General features: G+C 68.4%; 16 protein-coding genes. 8 read left to right on the forward strand and 8 right to left on the reverse strand.

The window, feature by feature from the left end; genetic code table 11:
- Positions 1 to 119 precede the first annotated feature (119 nt).
- Complete coding sequence (locus M1M07_RS21480; RefSeq protein ID WP_197253494.1) at positions 120 to 1,658, forward strand: ABC-F family ATP-binding cassette domain-containing protein; 1,539 nt, start codon at positions 120 to 122, stop codon at positions 1,656 to 1,658.
- Entirely contained in the window at positions 1,655 to 2,458 is an 804-nt protein-coding gene (locus M1M07_RS21485; protein WP_197253502.1) for an alpha/beta fold hydrolase, read from the forward strand. The genes M1M07_RS21480 and M1M07_RS21485 overlap by 4 nt, the downstream gene beginning before the upstream one ends.
- A gap of 42 nt (positions 2,459 to 2,500) precedes the next feature.
- Here the strand turns inward: M1M07_RS21485 and M1M07_RS21490 are convergent, their stop codons facing one another.
- On the reverse strand, positions 2,501 to 2,893 hold the full coding sequence (locus tag M1M07_RS21490) for a VOC family protein (RefSeq protein ID WP_197253512.1): 393 nt from the start codon (positions 2,891 to 2,893) through the stop codon (positions 2,501 to 2,503).
- 141 nt (positions 2,894 to 3,034) lie between these two features.
- Between M1M07_RS21490 and M1M07_RS21495 the strand changes: the two genes are divergently transcribed.
- Entirely contained in the window at positions 3,035 to 4,111 is a 1,077-nt protein-coding gene (locus M1M07_RS21495; protein WP_248675491.1) for a trans-aconitate 2-methyltransferase, read from the forward strand.
- A 51-nt stretch (positions 4,112 to 4,162) separates the two neighbouring features.
- On the opposite strand, the gene M1M07_RS21500 is transcribed toward M1M07_RS21495, so the two are convergent.
- Together M1M07_RS21500 and M1M07_RS21505 are read right to left on the reverse strand one after the other, a co-directional pair.
- Positions 4,163 to 4,801: a carboxymuconolactone decarboxylase family protein gene (locus tag M1M07_RS21500; protein WP_197253516.1), complete on the reverse strand. Its 639-nt coding sequence runs from the start codon at positions 4,799 to 4,801 to the stop codon at positions 4,163 to 4,165.
- A gap of 20 nt (positions 4,802 to 4,821) precedes the next feature.
- A complete protein-coding gene (locus M1M07_RS21505) occupies positions 4,822 to 5,388 on the reverse strand; it encodes a VOC family protein (RefSeq protein WP_197253542.1) in 567 nt (188 codons plus the stop codon).
- Positions 5,389 to 5,484: 96 nt separating this feature from the next.
- On the opposite strand from M1M07_RS21505, the gene M1M07_RS21510 reads away from it, so the two are divergent.
- Genes M1M07_RS21510 through M1M07_RS21530 form a run of 5 tightly spaced genes read left to right on the forward strand, consistent with a single transcriptional unit; the run spans position 5,485 to position 10,041 of the window.
- Positions 5,485 to 6,153 carry a TetR/AcrR family transcriptional regulator gene (locus M1M07_RS21510; protein ID WP_197253518.1) on the forward strand — a complete coding sequence of 223 codons (669 nt, stop codon included), beginning with the start codon at positions 5,485 to 5,487 and terminating at the stop codon, positions 6,151 to 6,153.
- A gap of 13 nt (positions 6,154 to 6,166) precedes the next feature.
- The gene (locus tag M1M07_RS21515) at positions 6,167 to 6,559 is read left to right on the forward strand and encodes a nuclear transport factor 2 family protein (RefSeq protein ID WP_197253520.1); all 393 of its coding nucleotides are present in this window, start codon (positions 6,167 to 6,169) and stop codon (positions 6,557 to 6,559) included.
- 19 nt (positions 6,560 to 6,578) lie between these two features.
- A complete protein-coding gene (locus tag M1M07_RS21520) occupies positions 6,579 to 7,763 on the forward strand; it encodes an acyl-CoA dehydrogenase family protein (protein WP_248675492.1) in 1,185 nt (394 codons plus the stop codon).
- Positions 7,760 to 9,130 (forward strand): phosphotransferase family protein, encoded by a 1,371-nt coding sequence (locus tag M1M07_RS21525; RefSeq protein ID WP_248675493.1) that lies wholly within the window; start codon positions 7,760 to 7,762, stop codon positions 9,128 to 9,130. The genes M1M07_RS21520 and M1M07_RS21525 overlap by 4 nt, the downstream gene beginning before the upstream one ends.
- Before the next feature lie 17 nt (positions 9,131 to 9,147).
- Positions 9,148 to 10,041 carry an oxaloacetate decarboxylase gene (locus M1M07_RS21530; RefSeq protein WP_248675494.1) on the forward strand — a complete coding sequence of 298 codons (894 nt, stop codon included), beginning with the start codon at positions 9,148 to 9,150 and terminating at the stop codon, positions 10,039 to 10,041.
- Between the two features lie 79 nt (positions 10,042 to 10,120).
- On the opposite strand, the gene M1M07_RS21535 is transcribed toward M1M07_RS21530, so the two are convergent.
- The 5 genes from M1M07_RS21535 to M1M07_RS21555 form a co-directional block, all read right to left on the reverse strand.
- Positions 10,121 to 11,200, reverse strand: a complete 1,080-nt coding sequence (locus M1M07_RS21535; protein WP_248675495.1) for a branched-chain amino acid ABC transporter permease — start codon at positions 11,198 to 11,200, stop codon at positions 10,121 to 10,123.
- Positions 11,197 to 12,081 carry a branched-chain amino acid ABC transporter permease gene (locus M1M07_RS21540; RefSeq protein WP_197253530.1) on the reverse strand — a complete coding sequence of 295 codons (885 nt, stop codon included), beginning with the start codon at positions 12,079 to 12,081 and terminating at the stop codon, positions 11,197 to 11,199. Before M1M07_RS21540 ends, M1M07_RS21535 begins: the two co-directional genes overlap by 4 nt.
- 15 nt (positions 12,082 to 12,096) lie before the next feature.
- On the reverse strand, positions 12,097 to 12,804 hold the full coding sequence (locus M1M07_RS21545; protein WP_197253533.1) for an ABC transporter ATP-binding protein: 708 nt from the start codon (positions 12,802 to 12,804) through the stop codon (positions 12,097 to 12,099).
- Positions 12,801 to 13,607: an ABC transporter ATP-binding protein gene (locus M1M07_RS21550; RefSeq protein WP_248675496.1), complete on the reverse strand. Its 807-nt coding sequence runs from the start codon at positions 13,605 to 13,607 to the stop codon at positions 12,801 to 12,803. Before M1M07_RS21550 ends, M1M07_RS21545 begins: the two co-directional genes overlap by 4 nt.
- Positions 13,604 to 14,857: ABC transporter substrate-binding protein (locus tag M1M07_RS21555; RefSeq protein WP_248675497.1), on the reverse strand; the 1,254-nt coding region annotated here is incomplete at its 5' end. The genes M1M07_RS21550 and M1M07_RS21555, both read right to left, overlap by 4 nt.

Below are 14,857 nucleotides of genomic sequence, written 5' to 3' on the forward strand. Positions count from 1 at the left end.
ACCGTGTGCATACCGTAGTCACGTCACGTTGTCGCCGATCGGAGAAGGCCCTTGCTCCTGTAGAGGTTTCGCACCCCGCACGTTCCCCGTGCGATCCGTCGCTACCTCCAGGAGTTCTCATGTCCTCTCCCATCGGCATTTCTCTTTCCGACCTGCACTACGAGCATCCCGACGGCGATCCCGTGTTCGACGGGCTCGACGCGACGTTCCCGCTCGGCCGCACCGGTCTCGTCGGACGGAACGGATCCGGAAAATCGACTCTGCTGCAGATCGTTTCGGGGAACCGCAAGGCAACGCGCGGATCGGTCACGACACGCGGGCGTGTCGGTTACCTCCCGCAGGACATCACCCTGGACCCGGATCTGCGAGTCGAGACGGTCCTGGGGATCGGCGAGGTCCGGGCCGCGCTGCGACGCATCGAATCCGGCGACGGAACCGCCGCGGACTTCGACACCGTCGGCGATCGCTGGGACATCGAGGAACGCGCGATCGCGACCGTGCACAGGCTCGGTCTCGACCGGATCCTGCAGGACCGGAACGACTTCGATCGCACCGTCGGAACCCTGTCGGGCGGTGAGACCGTTCTGCTCGCGCTCACGGCGCGACTGCTCGACGATCCGCAGGTGCTGTTGCTCGACGAGCCGACCAACAACCTCGACACCGCCGCGCGGGGCAGGTTGTACGAGGCGTTGCGGCAGTTCACCGGAACTCTCGTCGTGGTCTCCCACGACCGCGACCTGCTCGAATCGGTGGATGCGATCGCCGAGCTGCGCGACGGCGCTCTGCGGCTGTTCGGCGGCAATTACAGCGAGTACGAGCGGATCGTCGCGGCGGAACAGGAGGCCGCGCAGGCGGCGGTCCGCGACGCCCGCAACGACGTGCGCCGGCAGGCCCGTGAGCTGTCCGCCGCGCACATCATCCTGGATCGCCGAGAACGCTACGGGCGCAAGATGTTCGAGAACAAGCGGGAACCCAAGATCATCATGGGGGCCCGCAAGCGTGCGGCGCAGGAGTCCGCGGGTCGCCTGCGTCGCGAGCACGAGGGCAATCTCGAGCAGGCCCGGGAGCAGCTCACCCGCGCCCAGGAGGCGGTGCGGGACGATCGGGAGATCCGGGTGGACCTCCCGGCCACCGTGGTGCACCCGGGCCAGCGGGTTCTCGACGAGCCGCTCGAGATCGTCGGGCCCGAACGCATCGCGCTGCGAGGGCCGAACGGTTCCGGGAAGACGACGCTGCTGCATCGCATTGCGGACGCCGGGCCCCGAGTGCCGTTCGCGTTGCTTCCGCAGCGGCTCGACGTGTTCGACGACGACCTGTCCGTCGCGCAGAACGCGGCGCTGCGCGCACCCCATCGCACCCCGCAGGACATCCGGGCGCGCCTGGCGCGCTTCCTGTTCCGCGGCGCCGACGCCGACCGGCCCGTCGGGGCGTTGTCGGGAGGCGAGCGTTTGCGGGCGGCGCTGGCGATCCTCCTCGCGGCCGATCCGGCACCGCGGTTGCTGATGCTCGACGAGCCGACGAACAATCTCGATCTGCCGAGTCTCGGACATCTCACGCAGGCGCTGCTGGCGTTCGAGGGTGCGCTCGTGGTGGTGTCGCACGACGAACGGTTCCTCGCGGAGATCGGCGTGACCCGATCGGTCACACTCGGAGGATGAGTCGAGCGATCAATCCTGTCGACGGCACCGCCGTCGCGTACGCGGCGGTGGGTCCGGCGGACGCTCCCGCGCTGCTGCTCGCGCACGGGAGCGCCCTGTCGTCGGCGATCTGGCGGGGCTTCGGGTACATGGCGGCGCTGCGTCAGCGATACCGGCTGCTCCTGCCGGATCTGCGCGGGCACGGCCGCAGCGACAAGCCCACCGATCCCGATTGCTACGCAATGGATCTCGTCGTCGGCGACCTGCTCGCGGTGCTGGACGACGCCGGCGTCGAGCGGGCTCACGTCATGGGCTATTCGTTCGGGGCACGGTCGGTGCTGTCGCTCGCGGTCGCAGCCGAGGACCGGGTGCGGTCGTTGATCGTGGGCGGTGGCAGTGCCCGCCCGCAGGCCGGGGCGTTCGACCGGTTGTTCTTCCCCGGCTGTGTCGACGTTCTCGAACGCGACGGCATGGAGGCGTTCCTCGACGCCTGGTCCGCGCACCGGCAGTGGCCGGTCGACGCCGCGACCCGCGCGGCGTTCCGTGCGAACGACGACCGCGCCTTGGCCGCCTATTTCCGCAGGTCCGAGCAGGAACCGGGCATCGCCGACGAGGCACTCACGGCGCTGCGGGTGCCGACCCTGGCGTTCGTCGGATCGGAGGATCTCCTTCGGGTGCCGGACACGCGGGCGCTGGCGCGGACGATTCCCGGCGCGCGGCTCGCGGTCCTGCGCGGATTCGACCACGCCACCACGATCGCCGCGAGTCGCGAGGTGCTGTCGGTGGTCGAGCCCTTCCTGGCCGCTGCCCCTCGTGCGTGATTTCGGTAGCGGCCGCTACCGAAATCACGCACGGGGCCCGGACTACCCGTCGGTGCCGTCGACCCACTGCACGAGCTGGAACACGACGCCGTTGGGATCGAGCATCTGGAAGTAGCGCTCCCCCCACGGCTCGGTCTCGATCGGGGTGACGATGCGGGCGCCTTCGCCTCGGAGCCGCTCGTATTCGGCGTCGATGTCGTCGACGACGAACGCCACGAGCGTCCCCTGCCCGGCGGCACCGGCATGGCTGGCCGGTTTGAAGGTGCCGAGCCCGGTACGCAGGAAGATCAAGTTGAATCCGGCGTCCTCGCGGGCGAGGGACACGAAACCGTCGGCGGACATCTCCGGAGCGAAACCCAGGTGCCGGATCGCGAACTCCGCCGACGCCTCGACGTCCGCGACATTGAGGGACAGGGCACTGCCGGTGATCTGCACGAGAACTCTCCTTCTTGTGGGATGCCGTCGGTTAACGTACACCGTACGGCAATTGTTCCCGGAGGTCCGGCAGGTTGTCGCGTGCACGCCCGGCAGGCACCATGAAAATGCCCCGAACACCCGCTCCCCTCGGAGGCACCCATGACCGACATCGATACCGCCCCCACGGTCGAGTCCCTCGCACAACGCGTCCTCGACGCGTCGCTGGGAACGATCGACCTGATCTCGATGTACATCGGCGACCGACTCGGCTGGTACCGCAGTCTCGCCACGGACGGGCCGGCCACCCCGGAGGAACTGGCGGCCCGCACCGGCACCGATACCCGTTATGCACGCGAATGGCTCGAACAGCAGGCCGCGACCGGGCTGCTCGTCGCGAGCGACGGCGATCCGCGGACATACACCCTCCTGGACACCGCGGCCGAGGTCCTCACCGACGAGCACAGCCTCAACTACCTAGGCCCGCTCGCACGTATGCTGTGCGGTTTCGCCGTCCATCTGCCCGAACTGCTCGACGCCTACCGCACCGGCGGCGGCGTGAGCTGGGCGGACCTCGGCGCGGACGCGCGGGAATCCCAGGCCGCGATGAACCGGCCGTGGTTCGAGAAGGCCCTGCCGTCGGCGCTGGCGTCGGTGCCGGAACTCCACGACAGGCTGCGGAAACCGGGGATCGAGATCGCCGACATCGGTTGTGGTGGAGCATGGTCGACGATCGCCCTGGCGCGAGCGTACCCGCAGGCCCGGGTGACCGGCTACGACATCGATCCGGCGACCGTAGCCCTCGCCACGTCCAATGTCGCCGAACACCCGGATGTTTCGGATCGCGTCACGATCATCGAAGCGGATGCCCAGGAACTTCCGGAAGGACGATGCTCGGCCGCGTTCGCGTTCGAGTGCATTCACGACATGCCCCGGCCCGTGGAAGTGCTCGGTGCGATGCGACGGGCACTGACCGACGACGGCGTGGTCGTCGTGATGGACGAAGCGGTCGCGGACGAGTTCACCGCACCCGCAAACGAAATCGACCGCCTCATGTACGGGTTCAGCCTGACGTGCTGCCTGCCCGACAGCATGAGCCACCCCGGCTCGGTCGGGACCGGAACGGTGATGCGCATGTCGACGTTGCGCCGCTACGCGCTCGAAGCCGGGTTCGCCGACGTCTCGGTCCTGCCGATCGAGAACTTCGATCTGTGGCGCTTCTACCTGCTCACCACGTAGCGATCGTGCGGCCGCCCCGACCGCGGCCGCACGATCCGTTCCGACTCCTCGCTACTCTCCCGCGAGGTCGGCCGACAAGTCCGCGACCACGACGCCCTCAGGCACCTGGACCTCCTCGATCGGTTCCGGCCGGTCGTCGAACTCGAGCTTCAGCGCCCGGCACATGGTGGCGTGCATGTCGTACATGCAGGTGATGTACGTCAGTTCGAGGATCTCGGAGTCGGAGAGCTCGGCCTGCAGGGCGGCGAACACCTCGTCCGGTACGCGGCCCCCGTCGTGGACGAGTCCGTCGGTGTAGGCGAGCACGGCACGTTCGAGCGGGGAGAACAGGTCGCTGATCTGCCAGGACGGGATCGCGGCGATCTTCTCCTCCGGCATGCCGAGCGACCGCATCTGCTTGCAGTGCTGCGAGAAGACGAACTGGCTTCCGCGGGCGTACCCGGCGCGTCCCTGGCCCAGTTCCCGCAGGAGGGGATCCAGTTTCGCGTTCCGGTAGAGCGCGAACCCGCGCACCGCGTGCCGGAACACCGCGGGCGACTGGGCGAAGACCGTCCACCAGTCACCCGGGGTGGCGTGGATGGTGCCGTGATCGACGGCGGGATCCTTGTCCGGGCCGAAGAGCCTGTCGTAGAAGAACAGGATCTTCTCGTCGGTCACCTCGGCGCGCGGGACCTCACGAAGTCGGGGCATGGCGGTTCCTTTCGGGGTTGTCAGCGGACGCTCGTCGCGCGCCGGTCGGCGGCGGTCTTCGGCTCGTGCCGGACGTCCTCCGCTGTGAACTCTCGTGTCCAGCACGCGAATTCCAGAAGAGCACCGTCCGGATCCTGGAAGTAGAACGATCGGACGAAGGTGCCGGCATGCACCTCCCGGGACACCCCCGCGGGGCTGTCGTCGTGGTTGAGGACACGGCTGACCGCGATGCCCTCGGCCTTCAGCCGGGTGCGGTACTCGTCGAACTTCTCCGGCGGCACCGCGAAGGCGACATGGTTCATGGAGCCGACGGCGCTGGCGAGTTCACCCTGGTCCGGCAGGCCCTTGGGTGCGGCGATACCCGGTGCCGCGTCGGGGGCATCCGCGAGCCAGAAGAACGCGAGGGTGTTCCCTCCTCCGCAGTCGAAGAAGAAGTGCTGGCCGAGTCCGTCGGGCAGGTCGAGTGTCTTGACGAGCGGCATGCCCAGCACACCCGAGTAGAAGTCGATGGTGCGTCGCATGTCGGAGCACACGAGCGCGAGGTGGTTGATTCCGCGGAATTCGAACTTCGGATCCGAGTTGTCCATTGCGATCCCTTTCGGCGCGATGACGAGGAAGAATGTGTCGTGGCTGTGGCCGAAAAATGACTTGACAGTCATGTCATCTTCTTGGATAGTTTGACCGTGGCCAAGTCATCTGTCAACACCCCGTCCGTCCCTGCACCGGTCGACACCCTGACCGCACGCGGCCGCAAGACCCGCGATGCACTGCTCGACGCTGCCCGCACCGTGTTCGAGACCGTCGGCTTCCCCGACACGCGGGTCGAACAGATCTCACAGGAGGCCAAGGTCTCCTACGGAACGTTCTACCGCTACTTCGAATCCAAGGAAGACATCTTCCGCGAACTCAGCACCCGCCTGTTCGAGGACGTGCACCGTCGCGAACCCGCGGATTCCGACCTGTCCCCCGCCGCCCGTCTCGTCGCGTCCAACCGCTCCTACTACCAGGCGTACCGGCGCAACGCGCGACTGATGGCGATCGTCGAGCAGGTCGCGACGTTCAACGACGAGTTCCGCGCGCTGCGTCAGCAGCACCGCCAGCAACTGGTCGAACGGACGTCGCGGGCGATCGCCCGCTGGCAGGCCGACGGGCTCGTCCGCTCCTCGCTCGACCCGGTGTTCGCGGCCCGCGCCATGGCCGCGATGGTCGACCACACCCTCTACCTCTGGCTCGTCCAGGGCGACGAGGCCGACGAGGAACGGCTGCTGGACACCCTGGACCAGATGTGCCTCGGTGCACTGGGACTCGACCCCGACACCGCACAAAGCCGCGAGGAGAACCCTGCCCCATGAACGGTATGTCCCCATGAACGACCTCGCCGATCGCTTCTTCGCCGCCGTCGAACGCGGCGACGAGGCGACACTCACCGAGCTGTACGCGCCCGACGCGCGTATCTGGCACAACGACGACGGCCTCGAGCAGACCGTTTCCGCGAACCTTCGAGTACTGCGGTGGCTCGCGCGCACGCTCGAGGACTTCCGTTACGAAGACATCCGCCGGCACATCCTGCCCGACGGATTCGCTCAGCAACACGTGGTCCGCGGCGTCCTACCGGGGCACGGCCCCCTGGAGATTCCCGCCGGCCTGTTCGTCCGCGTCGAGGACGGACACATCTCCCGCATCGACGAGTACGTCGACTCCGCCGCGATCCGCCCCCTTCGCGAAATCGGTTCCCGCAACCGAGCATCGCGCACATAACACGAGAGGCAGCACTGGAATGATGGTGAACCAGCCCGACGGCGAGATCGCCGACCTGCGCGCCCGGATGCGCGCCTTCATCGACGGCGAGGTCATCCCCACCGAACCGGTCCTCACCCGTGAGGGTGACGACGCCCGGAAGACGCTCGACGGATTGCGGTCCCGCGCCAAGGAACTCGGGCTCTGGGCTCTCGGACACCCGGCCGACATCGGTGGCGGGGGCGTGCCGTTCCTCGACTTCGTCTACCTCAACGAGATCATCGGACGCTCCGAATTCGGCCAGCTCGCAGTGGGTTCGGTGTCCATGCAGGACACGCTGATGCTGCGCAAACACGGCACCGAGGAGCAGAAGAAGCGGTGGATCCCGCCGCTGGTCGCCGGGGACTTCCTGCCGTCCGTCGGCCTGACCGAACCCGACGTCGCCGGCTCGGACCCCACCCTGATCGAGACCCGGGCGGAACTCGACGGCGACACCTGGGTCATCAACGGCCACAAGTGGTTCACCACCGGTGTCGCCGACGCCGGATACTGCTCCGTCTTCGCCCGCACCGAGCCCGAGTCCGCGCCGCGCCACTCGCGGATCAGCGCGATCATCGTGCCCACCGACACCCCCGGATTCGAGATCGTCCGCTCGATCCCGACCATGGGCCACGACCCGAGCGACCACTACGAGGTCCGGCTCACCGACGTCCGCGTCCCGGCCGCCAACCTCCTCGGGGAGCGCGGCAAGGGGTTCGTCGTCGCCCAGGATCGTCTCGGACCCGGCCGGATCTTCCACTGCATGCGCTGGCTCGGCCAGGCACAGCGGGCATTCGAGCTGATGTGCGAGCGCGCAAACAGCCGCTACGTGCACGGCACGCTCCTCGCCGAGAAGGGCGAGATCCACCGCTACGTGGCGGAATCGGCAGCCGAGATCCACGCGGCGCGGCTGATGACCCTCGATGCGGCCCGTGCCATGGACGCCGGCGAGGACGCGCGGGTCCAGATCGGCCTGATCAAGTTCTGGGGAGCCCGGATGCTCCACAACGTCGTCGATCGTGCGATCCAGGTCCACGGGGCGCTGGGCCTGACCGGCGACACCCCGCTCGAGGAGATGTACCGCCGCGCCCGGTACGCGCGGATCTACGACGGCCCCGACGAAGTGCACCGCATGTCGACGGCGCGTCGTCTCCTGCGCGACCCCGAGGCGGCACCGTGGCGATGACCGAATCCCCCACCACCACACTCGCCGACGGCATCGCCGACGTCCTGACCGATGCCCGGGGCGAAACCGTCACGGTCGCGGACGTGCACCGGCTCACCGGCGGGGCGAGCAGGCAGGTGTGGTCTGTCGAGGCCCACATCTCGGACGGCAGTCCCCTGCCGGTCGTGCTGCGCCGCGACCCGCCCGGCCACGGCGACGCCGACCGCATGCGCGCGGAGGCCGCGTGCCTGCGCGCCGCGGCCGCGGCCGGCGTCCCGGTCCCCCAGGTCCTCGCGGCCGGCGACACCGCACCGGGGATCGACGCGCCCTATCTGCTGATGAACAGGGTCGACGGTGAATCGCTCCCGCGCAAACTGCAGCGGGACCCGGAACTCGCCACCGTCCGGGCCGAGCTCGCCGAGCAGATGGGGTACGTCCTGGGCCTGATCCACCGCAGCGACGTCGCCGAGGTGGCGATGCTCGATTCCGGGGATCCGCTCGACGCGATCGAAGCGGTGTACCGGGAATTCGACGAGCCGCGCCCTGCCGTCGAGATGGGATTGCGCTGGCTTCGTGACCATCGACCACCGGTGCGGCCGAAAGCGCTGGTACACGGTGATTTCCGGATGGGCAATCTGCTCGTCGACCGAACCGGGATCCGCGGCGTCCTGGACTGGGAACTCGCCCACCTCGGCGACCCCATCGAGGACCTGGGCTGGTTGTGCGTCCGCGCCTGGCGGTTCGGTGCCGAGTTGCCGGTCGGTGGCATCGGCACCCGCGAGCAACTCGTCGACGGATACGAACGCGCCACCGGGATCCGCCCGTCGGACGCCGAACTGCACTGGTGGGAGGCCTACGGCACCCTGCGCTGGCTCGTCCTGAGCCGATTCCAGGCGCAGCGGCACCTCAGCGGCGAGGAGTTCTCCCTCGAACTGGCGTCCATCGGACGCCGGGTGTGCGAATCCGAGTACGACCTCCTGCTCGTGCTCGGACTCCTCGACGACCCGGGCGAGGCGCCCGAACGGCGTTCCGCGACCGCCACGGTTCACGACCGGCCGACGACGAACGAGATCGTCGATCTCGTCGCCACCACACTCACCGACGAGATCGCGCCCGCTCTGGCCGACGATTCCGACCAGCAGCGCTACCTCTTGCGGATCTGCGTGAACCTCCTGCGCATCGCCGGCCGGGAACTTGCCGCCGGGGACGACGCCGCGAACGCCCTGCGCGCTCGCCTCGGCGAACTCGGCTGCGGTACCGAGGCCGACCTCGCCACCGAAATCCGCTCGGGTGCTCTCGATTACGACGACGTCGCCGTCCGCAGGGCCGTCTCGAGCGCTGTCCTCACCAGGCTGCGGGTCGCGAACCCGCGGCACCTGGTTCCCTGAAATTCGAAAGGCATTCCATGTCCGACCTGCTCGGCGCCCGGACCGCGACGCGGCCACAGTTGCGCCGCCTGCTCGACGCCGGATCCCCGGTTCTCGCTCCCGGCGCCTACGACGCACTCACCGCGCGGCTGGCCGAAGCCGCCGGATTCTCCACCGTGTACATGACCGGATTCGGCACCGCCGCATCACTGTTGGGACGGCCGGACGTCGGCCTGCTCACCGCGACGGAGATGGCGGACCACGCCCGCCGGATGGTTGCGGCCGTCGACGTACCCGTCGTGGCCGACGCCGATACCGGCTACGGGAATCCGATCAACGTGATCCGCACCGTTCGCGACTACGAAAACGCCGGCGTCGCAGCGCTTCAGCTCGAGGATCAGGTCTCGCCCAAGCGGTGCGGCCACATGGCCGGAAAGGCGGTGATTCCCGCCGGGGAGATGGTCGCCAAACTGGAGGCGGCGACCGCGGCACGCACCGACCCGGATCTGCTCGTCATCGCCCGCACCGACGCGGCGGCGGTCGAGGGTATCGATGCGGCGATCGAGCGCGCGAAGCGTTACGCCGATGCGGGCGCGGATCTGCTGTTCGTCGAGGCTCCCGCGAGCGCCGACGACGTGCGCAAGGTCGCGTCCCGGCTGAAGGGCCACCGCCTGGTGTTCAACTGGGTGGAGGGTGGCCGGACCCCGGGTCTCCCCCTGGACGAGCTCACCGACCTCGGGTTCGCCCTGGTGCTGTTCCCGATCGGTGCGCTCCTCGCGGCGACCCGGTCGGTGCGCGAGTTCTATGGGGCGATCCTCCGGGACGGAACGCCGCGCGCGGTGCTCGGCGAGCTGCCGCCGTTCGACGAGTTCACCTCGTTCATGGGTCTTCCCGAGATCGACGACCTCGGGCAGCGTTTCGCCGAACGGTGATCGGACTCCTACCGGTTCCACGACGAAGGCCCTCGGCTACGAGCCGAGGGCCTTCTCGTGGGATCGAACAACCGCGAGATCAGGCCGTCGTGGATCGGGCGACGGTGGCGAGATCGGGTGCGGTGTCGCGGCCGTCCGCCACCGGCCGGGTGTCCCGGCGGCGGCCCGGAATCCGGGCGACGACGGGACCGAGAAGACCCCGGATCACGCTGATGACGCCGTACGGCAGCACGAAGATGAACAGGATCAGCGCCGCACCGTAGGTGATGCCCGCGGCGGACTGGTTGATGTCCGCGGTCCATTGCGGCACGTACACGACGAACAGAGCACCGAACACGACACCGGGGACCGTGCCCAGTCCGCCGACGACGATCATCGTGATGAACGCGATCGCGAGCGGCAGCCCGAACGCTTCCGGGCCGACGTACTGGACAACGAAGCTATAGAGCACGCCGCCGGTGCCGGCGAGGGCGGCACTGAGGGCGAACACCGTCGTCTTCGTCCGGGTGGCCGGAACACCGAGTGTGGTGGCGACCGCTTCGTAGTCGCGAATCGCGATGAGCGAGCGGCCGATCCGGCCGGTCGAAAGCCTGCGGACCACCAGGTACGCGACCAGCGCGACCACGAGGCACAGGTAGTACACCCACTGGTCCCGCTCGAGGCCGGTGAACCCGGGCGCGTCGGCAGCGGAGATGTTGATGCCGGCGTGACCGTCCGTGACGTGCTCGAACCGCTTGATGACCGCGGGGGTCACCAGCGCCAGACCCAATGTGGCCAAGGCGAGTTGGAGACCGCGTAGCCGCAGCGCCGGCAACCCGAAGACGTACCCCACGAGGTAGCACACGACGAAGGCGAGCGGCAGCAGCAGCAGGTACGGCACACCGTGGTTCTCGACGAGGACCCCGCTGAGGTAGGCCCCCACGGCGAAGAAGAAGCCGTGGCCCAGCGAGATCTGACCGGTGTTGCCGGTCAACAGGTTCAGGCCGAGCCCGACGACGATGTACACCAGGACCATCGACCGGTCGAAGTTCACGTACGGCGCGGACACGAGGGGGGCGACGACGGCGACGAGGACGACGGCCACGACCGTGACGCGTGAGAGCCACAGCGGCGCATCGAGCTCGGCTCGCGGTCGGCGGAGTGAATCGAGGAATGTCATACCCGTGCAACCTTTCTGGTCCCGAACAGGCCCTCGGGCCGTAGCAGCAGGACCCCGAGGATCAGGGCGAGTGCCACCGCCTGTTTGAAGTCGTGCCCGATCCACGAGATGTAGGTGCCGGCAAGGTTTTCGGCGACCCCGACGCACAGTCCGCCGACGATCGCGCCGACCGGGCTGTCGAGTCCTCCGAGCACGGCGGCGGCGAACGCGTAGATCAGGGAGGCGACCAGCATGTTCGGCTGGAGGAACAACTGCGGAGCCGCGAGCGAGGCGGCGAGCGCACCGATGGCGGCGGCGAGCCCCCAGCCGATGGTGAGCATCGACCCGACCGGGACACCGATCAGCTTCGCGGACTCCGGATTCCCGGCGGCAGCGCGCATCGCCAACCCGATCCGGGTGCGCTGGAAGAGGACGAACAGCAATGCCGCGACCACGACGACCGCGCCGACGATCACCACCGACTGACGGGACATCGCGACCGGCCCCAGGGTGATCGCCGGGCCGGACACGATCGAGGGGAACTCCTTGCTCTGCACGCCCCAGATCCAGCCCGCCGCACTGTTGAGCACGAGCATGAGACCGAGCGTGATGATCACGAGCGGCATGTGGTTCGGGGACGAGGCGAGCGGCCGGATGAGCACCCGTTCGGTGAGGGCGCCGAACAGGAAGGCCACCACCATCGCACCGGCGATCGCGAGATAGAGCGGGGCGCCCCACTGGTGGAACTGCCAGGCGCAGAACGCCGAGATCATCGCCATCTCGCCCTGCGCGAAGTTCACGATTCCGGATGCCCGGTAGACGAGGACGATGCTCAGGGCGAACGCCGCGTACAGCGCCCCCCAGGTCAGGCCGTCCACGACTTGCTGAAGAAACACCTGCATGACTGAAACTCCTCCTCAGTAGCCGAGGTAGGCGCGGCGCACCGCGTCGTCGTGGGCGAGAGCCGCGGCGGGGCGCTGGGCGACGACGCGCCCGGCGTCGACCAGGACCGCCGAGGATCCGATCTCGAGTGCCAGGTGGGCGTTCTGTTCGACGACGAGAATGGTTGTGCCCGTGTCCTCGTTGATCTGCCCCAGCGCGCGGAACACCTCCTGGGTGATGCGGGGGGCGAGTCCCAGCGACGGTTCGTCGAGCAGGAGCAGCCGCGGTTCGGGGACGAGGGCGCGGGCGATCGCGAGCATCTGCTGTTCGCCGCCGCTGAGGCCGGCGGCGAGCTGGGTGCGGCGTTCGCGCAGGCGCGGGAAGAACTCGTACCACCGCTCGATGGACCGCGTCGTGGCGGCCTGCGACGTCGTGTACCCGCCGATGAGAAGGTTCTCCTCGACGGTGAGATCACCGAAGGTGCCCCGCCCCTGCGGAACGTGGGCGATACCGAGACGTGCGATGCGGTCGGTCCGCATGCCGCTGATGTCGCGGCCGTCGAACACGATCCGCCCGCTGGTGTGCACCATCGCGCAGATCGATCGGAGGATGGTCGTCTTGCCGGCACCGTTGGCGCCGAGGACCACCGTGACCTCACCGGCCGGAACGTCGAAGTCGATGCCGTGCAGGACTTCTGCGTTCCCGTATCGCGCGTGGAGATCGTGGACGGCGAGCAGGCTCATGCCGCACCTCCCAGATAGGCCTCGACGACCTCCGGGTGTGCCGCGACCTCGGCGGGGTCGCCCTCGGTGATCTTCCGTCCGAAGTTGAGCACGACGATCCGGTCGGAGATGGACATGACCATCGCCATGTGATGTTCGACGAGCAGCACGGAGAAGCCGCGTTCGTCGCGGAGGTCGCGGACGGTCTCGGCGAGTTCGAGGACCTCCTCGTGGATGAGGCCGTTCGCCGGTTCGTCGAGCATGAGCAGCTTCGGCCGCTGCATGAGGGCCCGGGCCAGTTCGACGCGTTTGAGCGTCCCGTACGGCAGGTTGCCGGCCGGTTCGAGCCCGACGTGGGCGAGGTTCATTGCCTCGAGCAGCGCCCACGCCTCGTCGCGTTCGTACCGCTCCTCGCGCCGTGCGGCCGGCGAACCCAGTGCGGTACGCACGAATCCGGCGCGGGTGCGCGAGTATGCGCCGCTGAGGACGTTCTCGACGACCGTCATGGTGGGAAAGAGCCCGATGTTCTGGAAGGTGCGCGCGATGCCTGCCGCGGCGATGCCGTCGGCGGGCAACTCCAGCAGGTTCGTGTCGCCGAACGTGATCCGGCCCGAATCGGGCTGGTAGAGCCGCGAGATGCAGTTGAAGAGCGTCGTCTTACCCGCGCCGTTCGGTCCGATCAGTCCCATGATGGTTCCGGGGGCGATCGAGAACGACGGACCGTCCAGGGCGACGACGCCGCCGAAGCGCAGCCGCACGTCCTCGACCCGCAGTTCCGGCACGGCTGCGGTGTTGCCGACCGCCGCGCCGGTGTGCACCGTCACCGGTCCTCGCCGCGGGTGACCACGGCGTCGTAGTGCCAGCTGCCGTCCCGGAAGGTCATCGGGGCCATCGACGTGATCGCGTACGGGTAGTCGGGGGTGGTGTCGAAGGTGATGCCCTCGATGGACAGGTCCGTCGTCACCCCGTCGAGGTTCCGGACCGCGTCGAGCAGATCCGTTCGGCTGCAGCCGTCCATCTGCTCGAGAGCGGTGACGAGAAGCTGTGCGGTGTTGTAGCCGGTTGCCGCGATCGTGTCGGTGCTTGCGAAATCGCGCGCGTGCCGGGCGGCGAATTCACGCCACTTCGCCACACCGGGCCTGTCGTCGTGTTCGGGGCTGCTCACGTCGTAGATCCAGTAGAACGAGTGGATTCCCTCCGCGGCTTCCAGGCCCGCGGGTGCGAGCACGAAGTTCGTGTCGGTCGCGCCCGAGTAGATGTATGTGTCCGGATCCCAGCGCAGTTCGTGGGCCTTCTTCAGTGACTGGGTCACGAAGCTCGCGGTCGCGAAGTTCATGAAGACGTCGGCGCCCGAGTTGGCGAGGTTGACGACCTGCGAATCCACCGACGGCGTGGTCGGTTCGTACGACTGCCGTGCGACGATCTGCGCGCCGCTGCCCTCGAGAGCGGCTTCGAGTGCGGCGAGGCTGCCGCTGCCGAGGCTGTCGTTCGGGTAGAGCACCGCGATCTTCGCGTTCGGATGTCGAGCCAGCATCTGCTCGGCGTGGGCCGAAACTTCCCATCCGGTCTGAGGATTCACGGCGCCGGCGACGACGGGACGATCGGCGGCGGAGGCGAGCAGTTCGTCGCTGCCGGTCATGGGGAAGACCAGCGGGACGTTCTTCGACGACAGGTAGTCGACGACCGCGAGGGTCGACGGCGTCCCGACGAGGTTGTGGATGGCGAAGACCTGTTCCTGTTCGACCAGGGAGCGCACGTTGCCGACGGTGCGTGCGGGGTCGTAGCCGTCGTCGAGGGCGGTGTAGACGATCCGGCGGGTCCTACCGTCACCCATCGTGACGCCGCCGTCCTGGTTGATGTCCTCGAACAGGGCGGTCGCGGCCTTCGCCTGCGGACCGGCGACGGACTGCATCAGGCTCGAACCGAACCGGATCTCGGTGTCGGTGATGCCGGGATCGCATTCGCCGGCTTCGATCGTGGTGCCGCGACCGGAACAGGCGGTCAGCACGGCGGCTGCGGACAGGGCGGTCAGGCCCACGGCGAGAGTACGTTTCATGATCGCTCCGGGGAGGGT

The organism is Rhodococcus sp. HM1 (genome assembly GCF_023218075.1).
Taxonomy (GTDB): domain Bacteria; phylum Actinomycetota; class Actinomycetes; order Mycobacteriales; family Mycobacteriaceae; genus Rhodococcus.

Coding starts and splice junctions, on each gene's coding strand:
- M1M07_RS21480 (WP_197253494.1), top strand. CDS start 120: ATGTCCTCTCCCATCGGCATTTCTCTTTCCGACCTGCACTACGAGCAT.
- M1M07_RS21485 (WP_197253502.1), top strand. CDS start 1,655: ATGAGTCGAGCGATCAATCCTGTCGACGGCACCGCCGTCGCGTACGCG.
- M1M07_RS21495 (WP_248675491.1), top strand. CDS start 3,035: ATGACCGACATCGATACCGCCCCCACGGTCGAGTCCCTCGCACAACGC.
- M1M07_RS21500 (WP_197253516.1), bottom strand. CDS start 4,801: ATGCCCCGACTTCGTGAGGTCCCGCGCGCCGAGGTGACCGACGAGAAG.
- M1M07_RS21505 (WP_197253542.1), bottom strand. CDS start 5,388: ATGGACAACTCGGATCCGAAGTTCGAATTCCGCGGAATCAACCACCTC.
- M1M07_RS21515 (WP_197253520.1), top strand. CDS start 6,167: ATGAACGACCTCGCCGATCGCTTCTTCGCCGCCGTCGAACGCGGCGAC.
- M1M07_RS21520 (WP_248675492.1), top strand. CDS start 6,579: ATGATGGTGAACCAGCCCGACGGCGAGATCGCCGACCTGCGCGCCCGG.
- M1M07_RS21525 (WP_248675493.1), top strand. CDS start 7,760: ATGACCGAATCCCCCACCACCACACTCGCCGACGGCATCGCCGACGTC.
- M1M07_RS21530 (WP_248675494.1), top strand. CDS start 9,148: ATGTCCGACCTGCTCGGCGCCCGGACCGCGACGCGGCCACAGTTGCGC.
- M1M07_RS21535 (WP_248675495.1), bottom strand. CDS start 11,200: ATGACATTCCTCGATTCACTCCGCCGACCGCGAGCCGAGCTCGATGCG.
- M1M07_RS21540 (WP_197253530.1), bottom strand. CDS start 12,081: ATGCAGGTGTTTCTTCAGCAAGTCGTGGACGGCCTGACCTGGGGGGCG.
- M1M07_RS21545 (WP_197253533.1), bottom strand. CDS start 12,804: ATGAGCCTGCTCGCCGTCCACGATCTCCACGCGCGATACGGGAACGCA.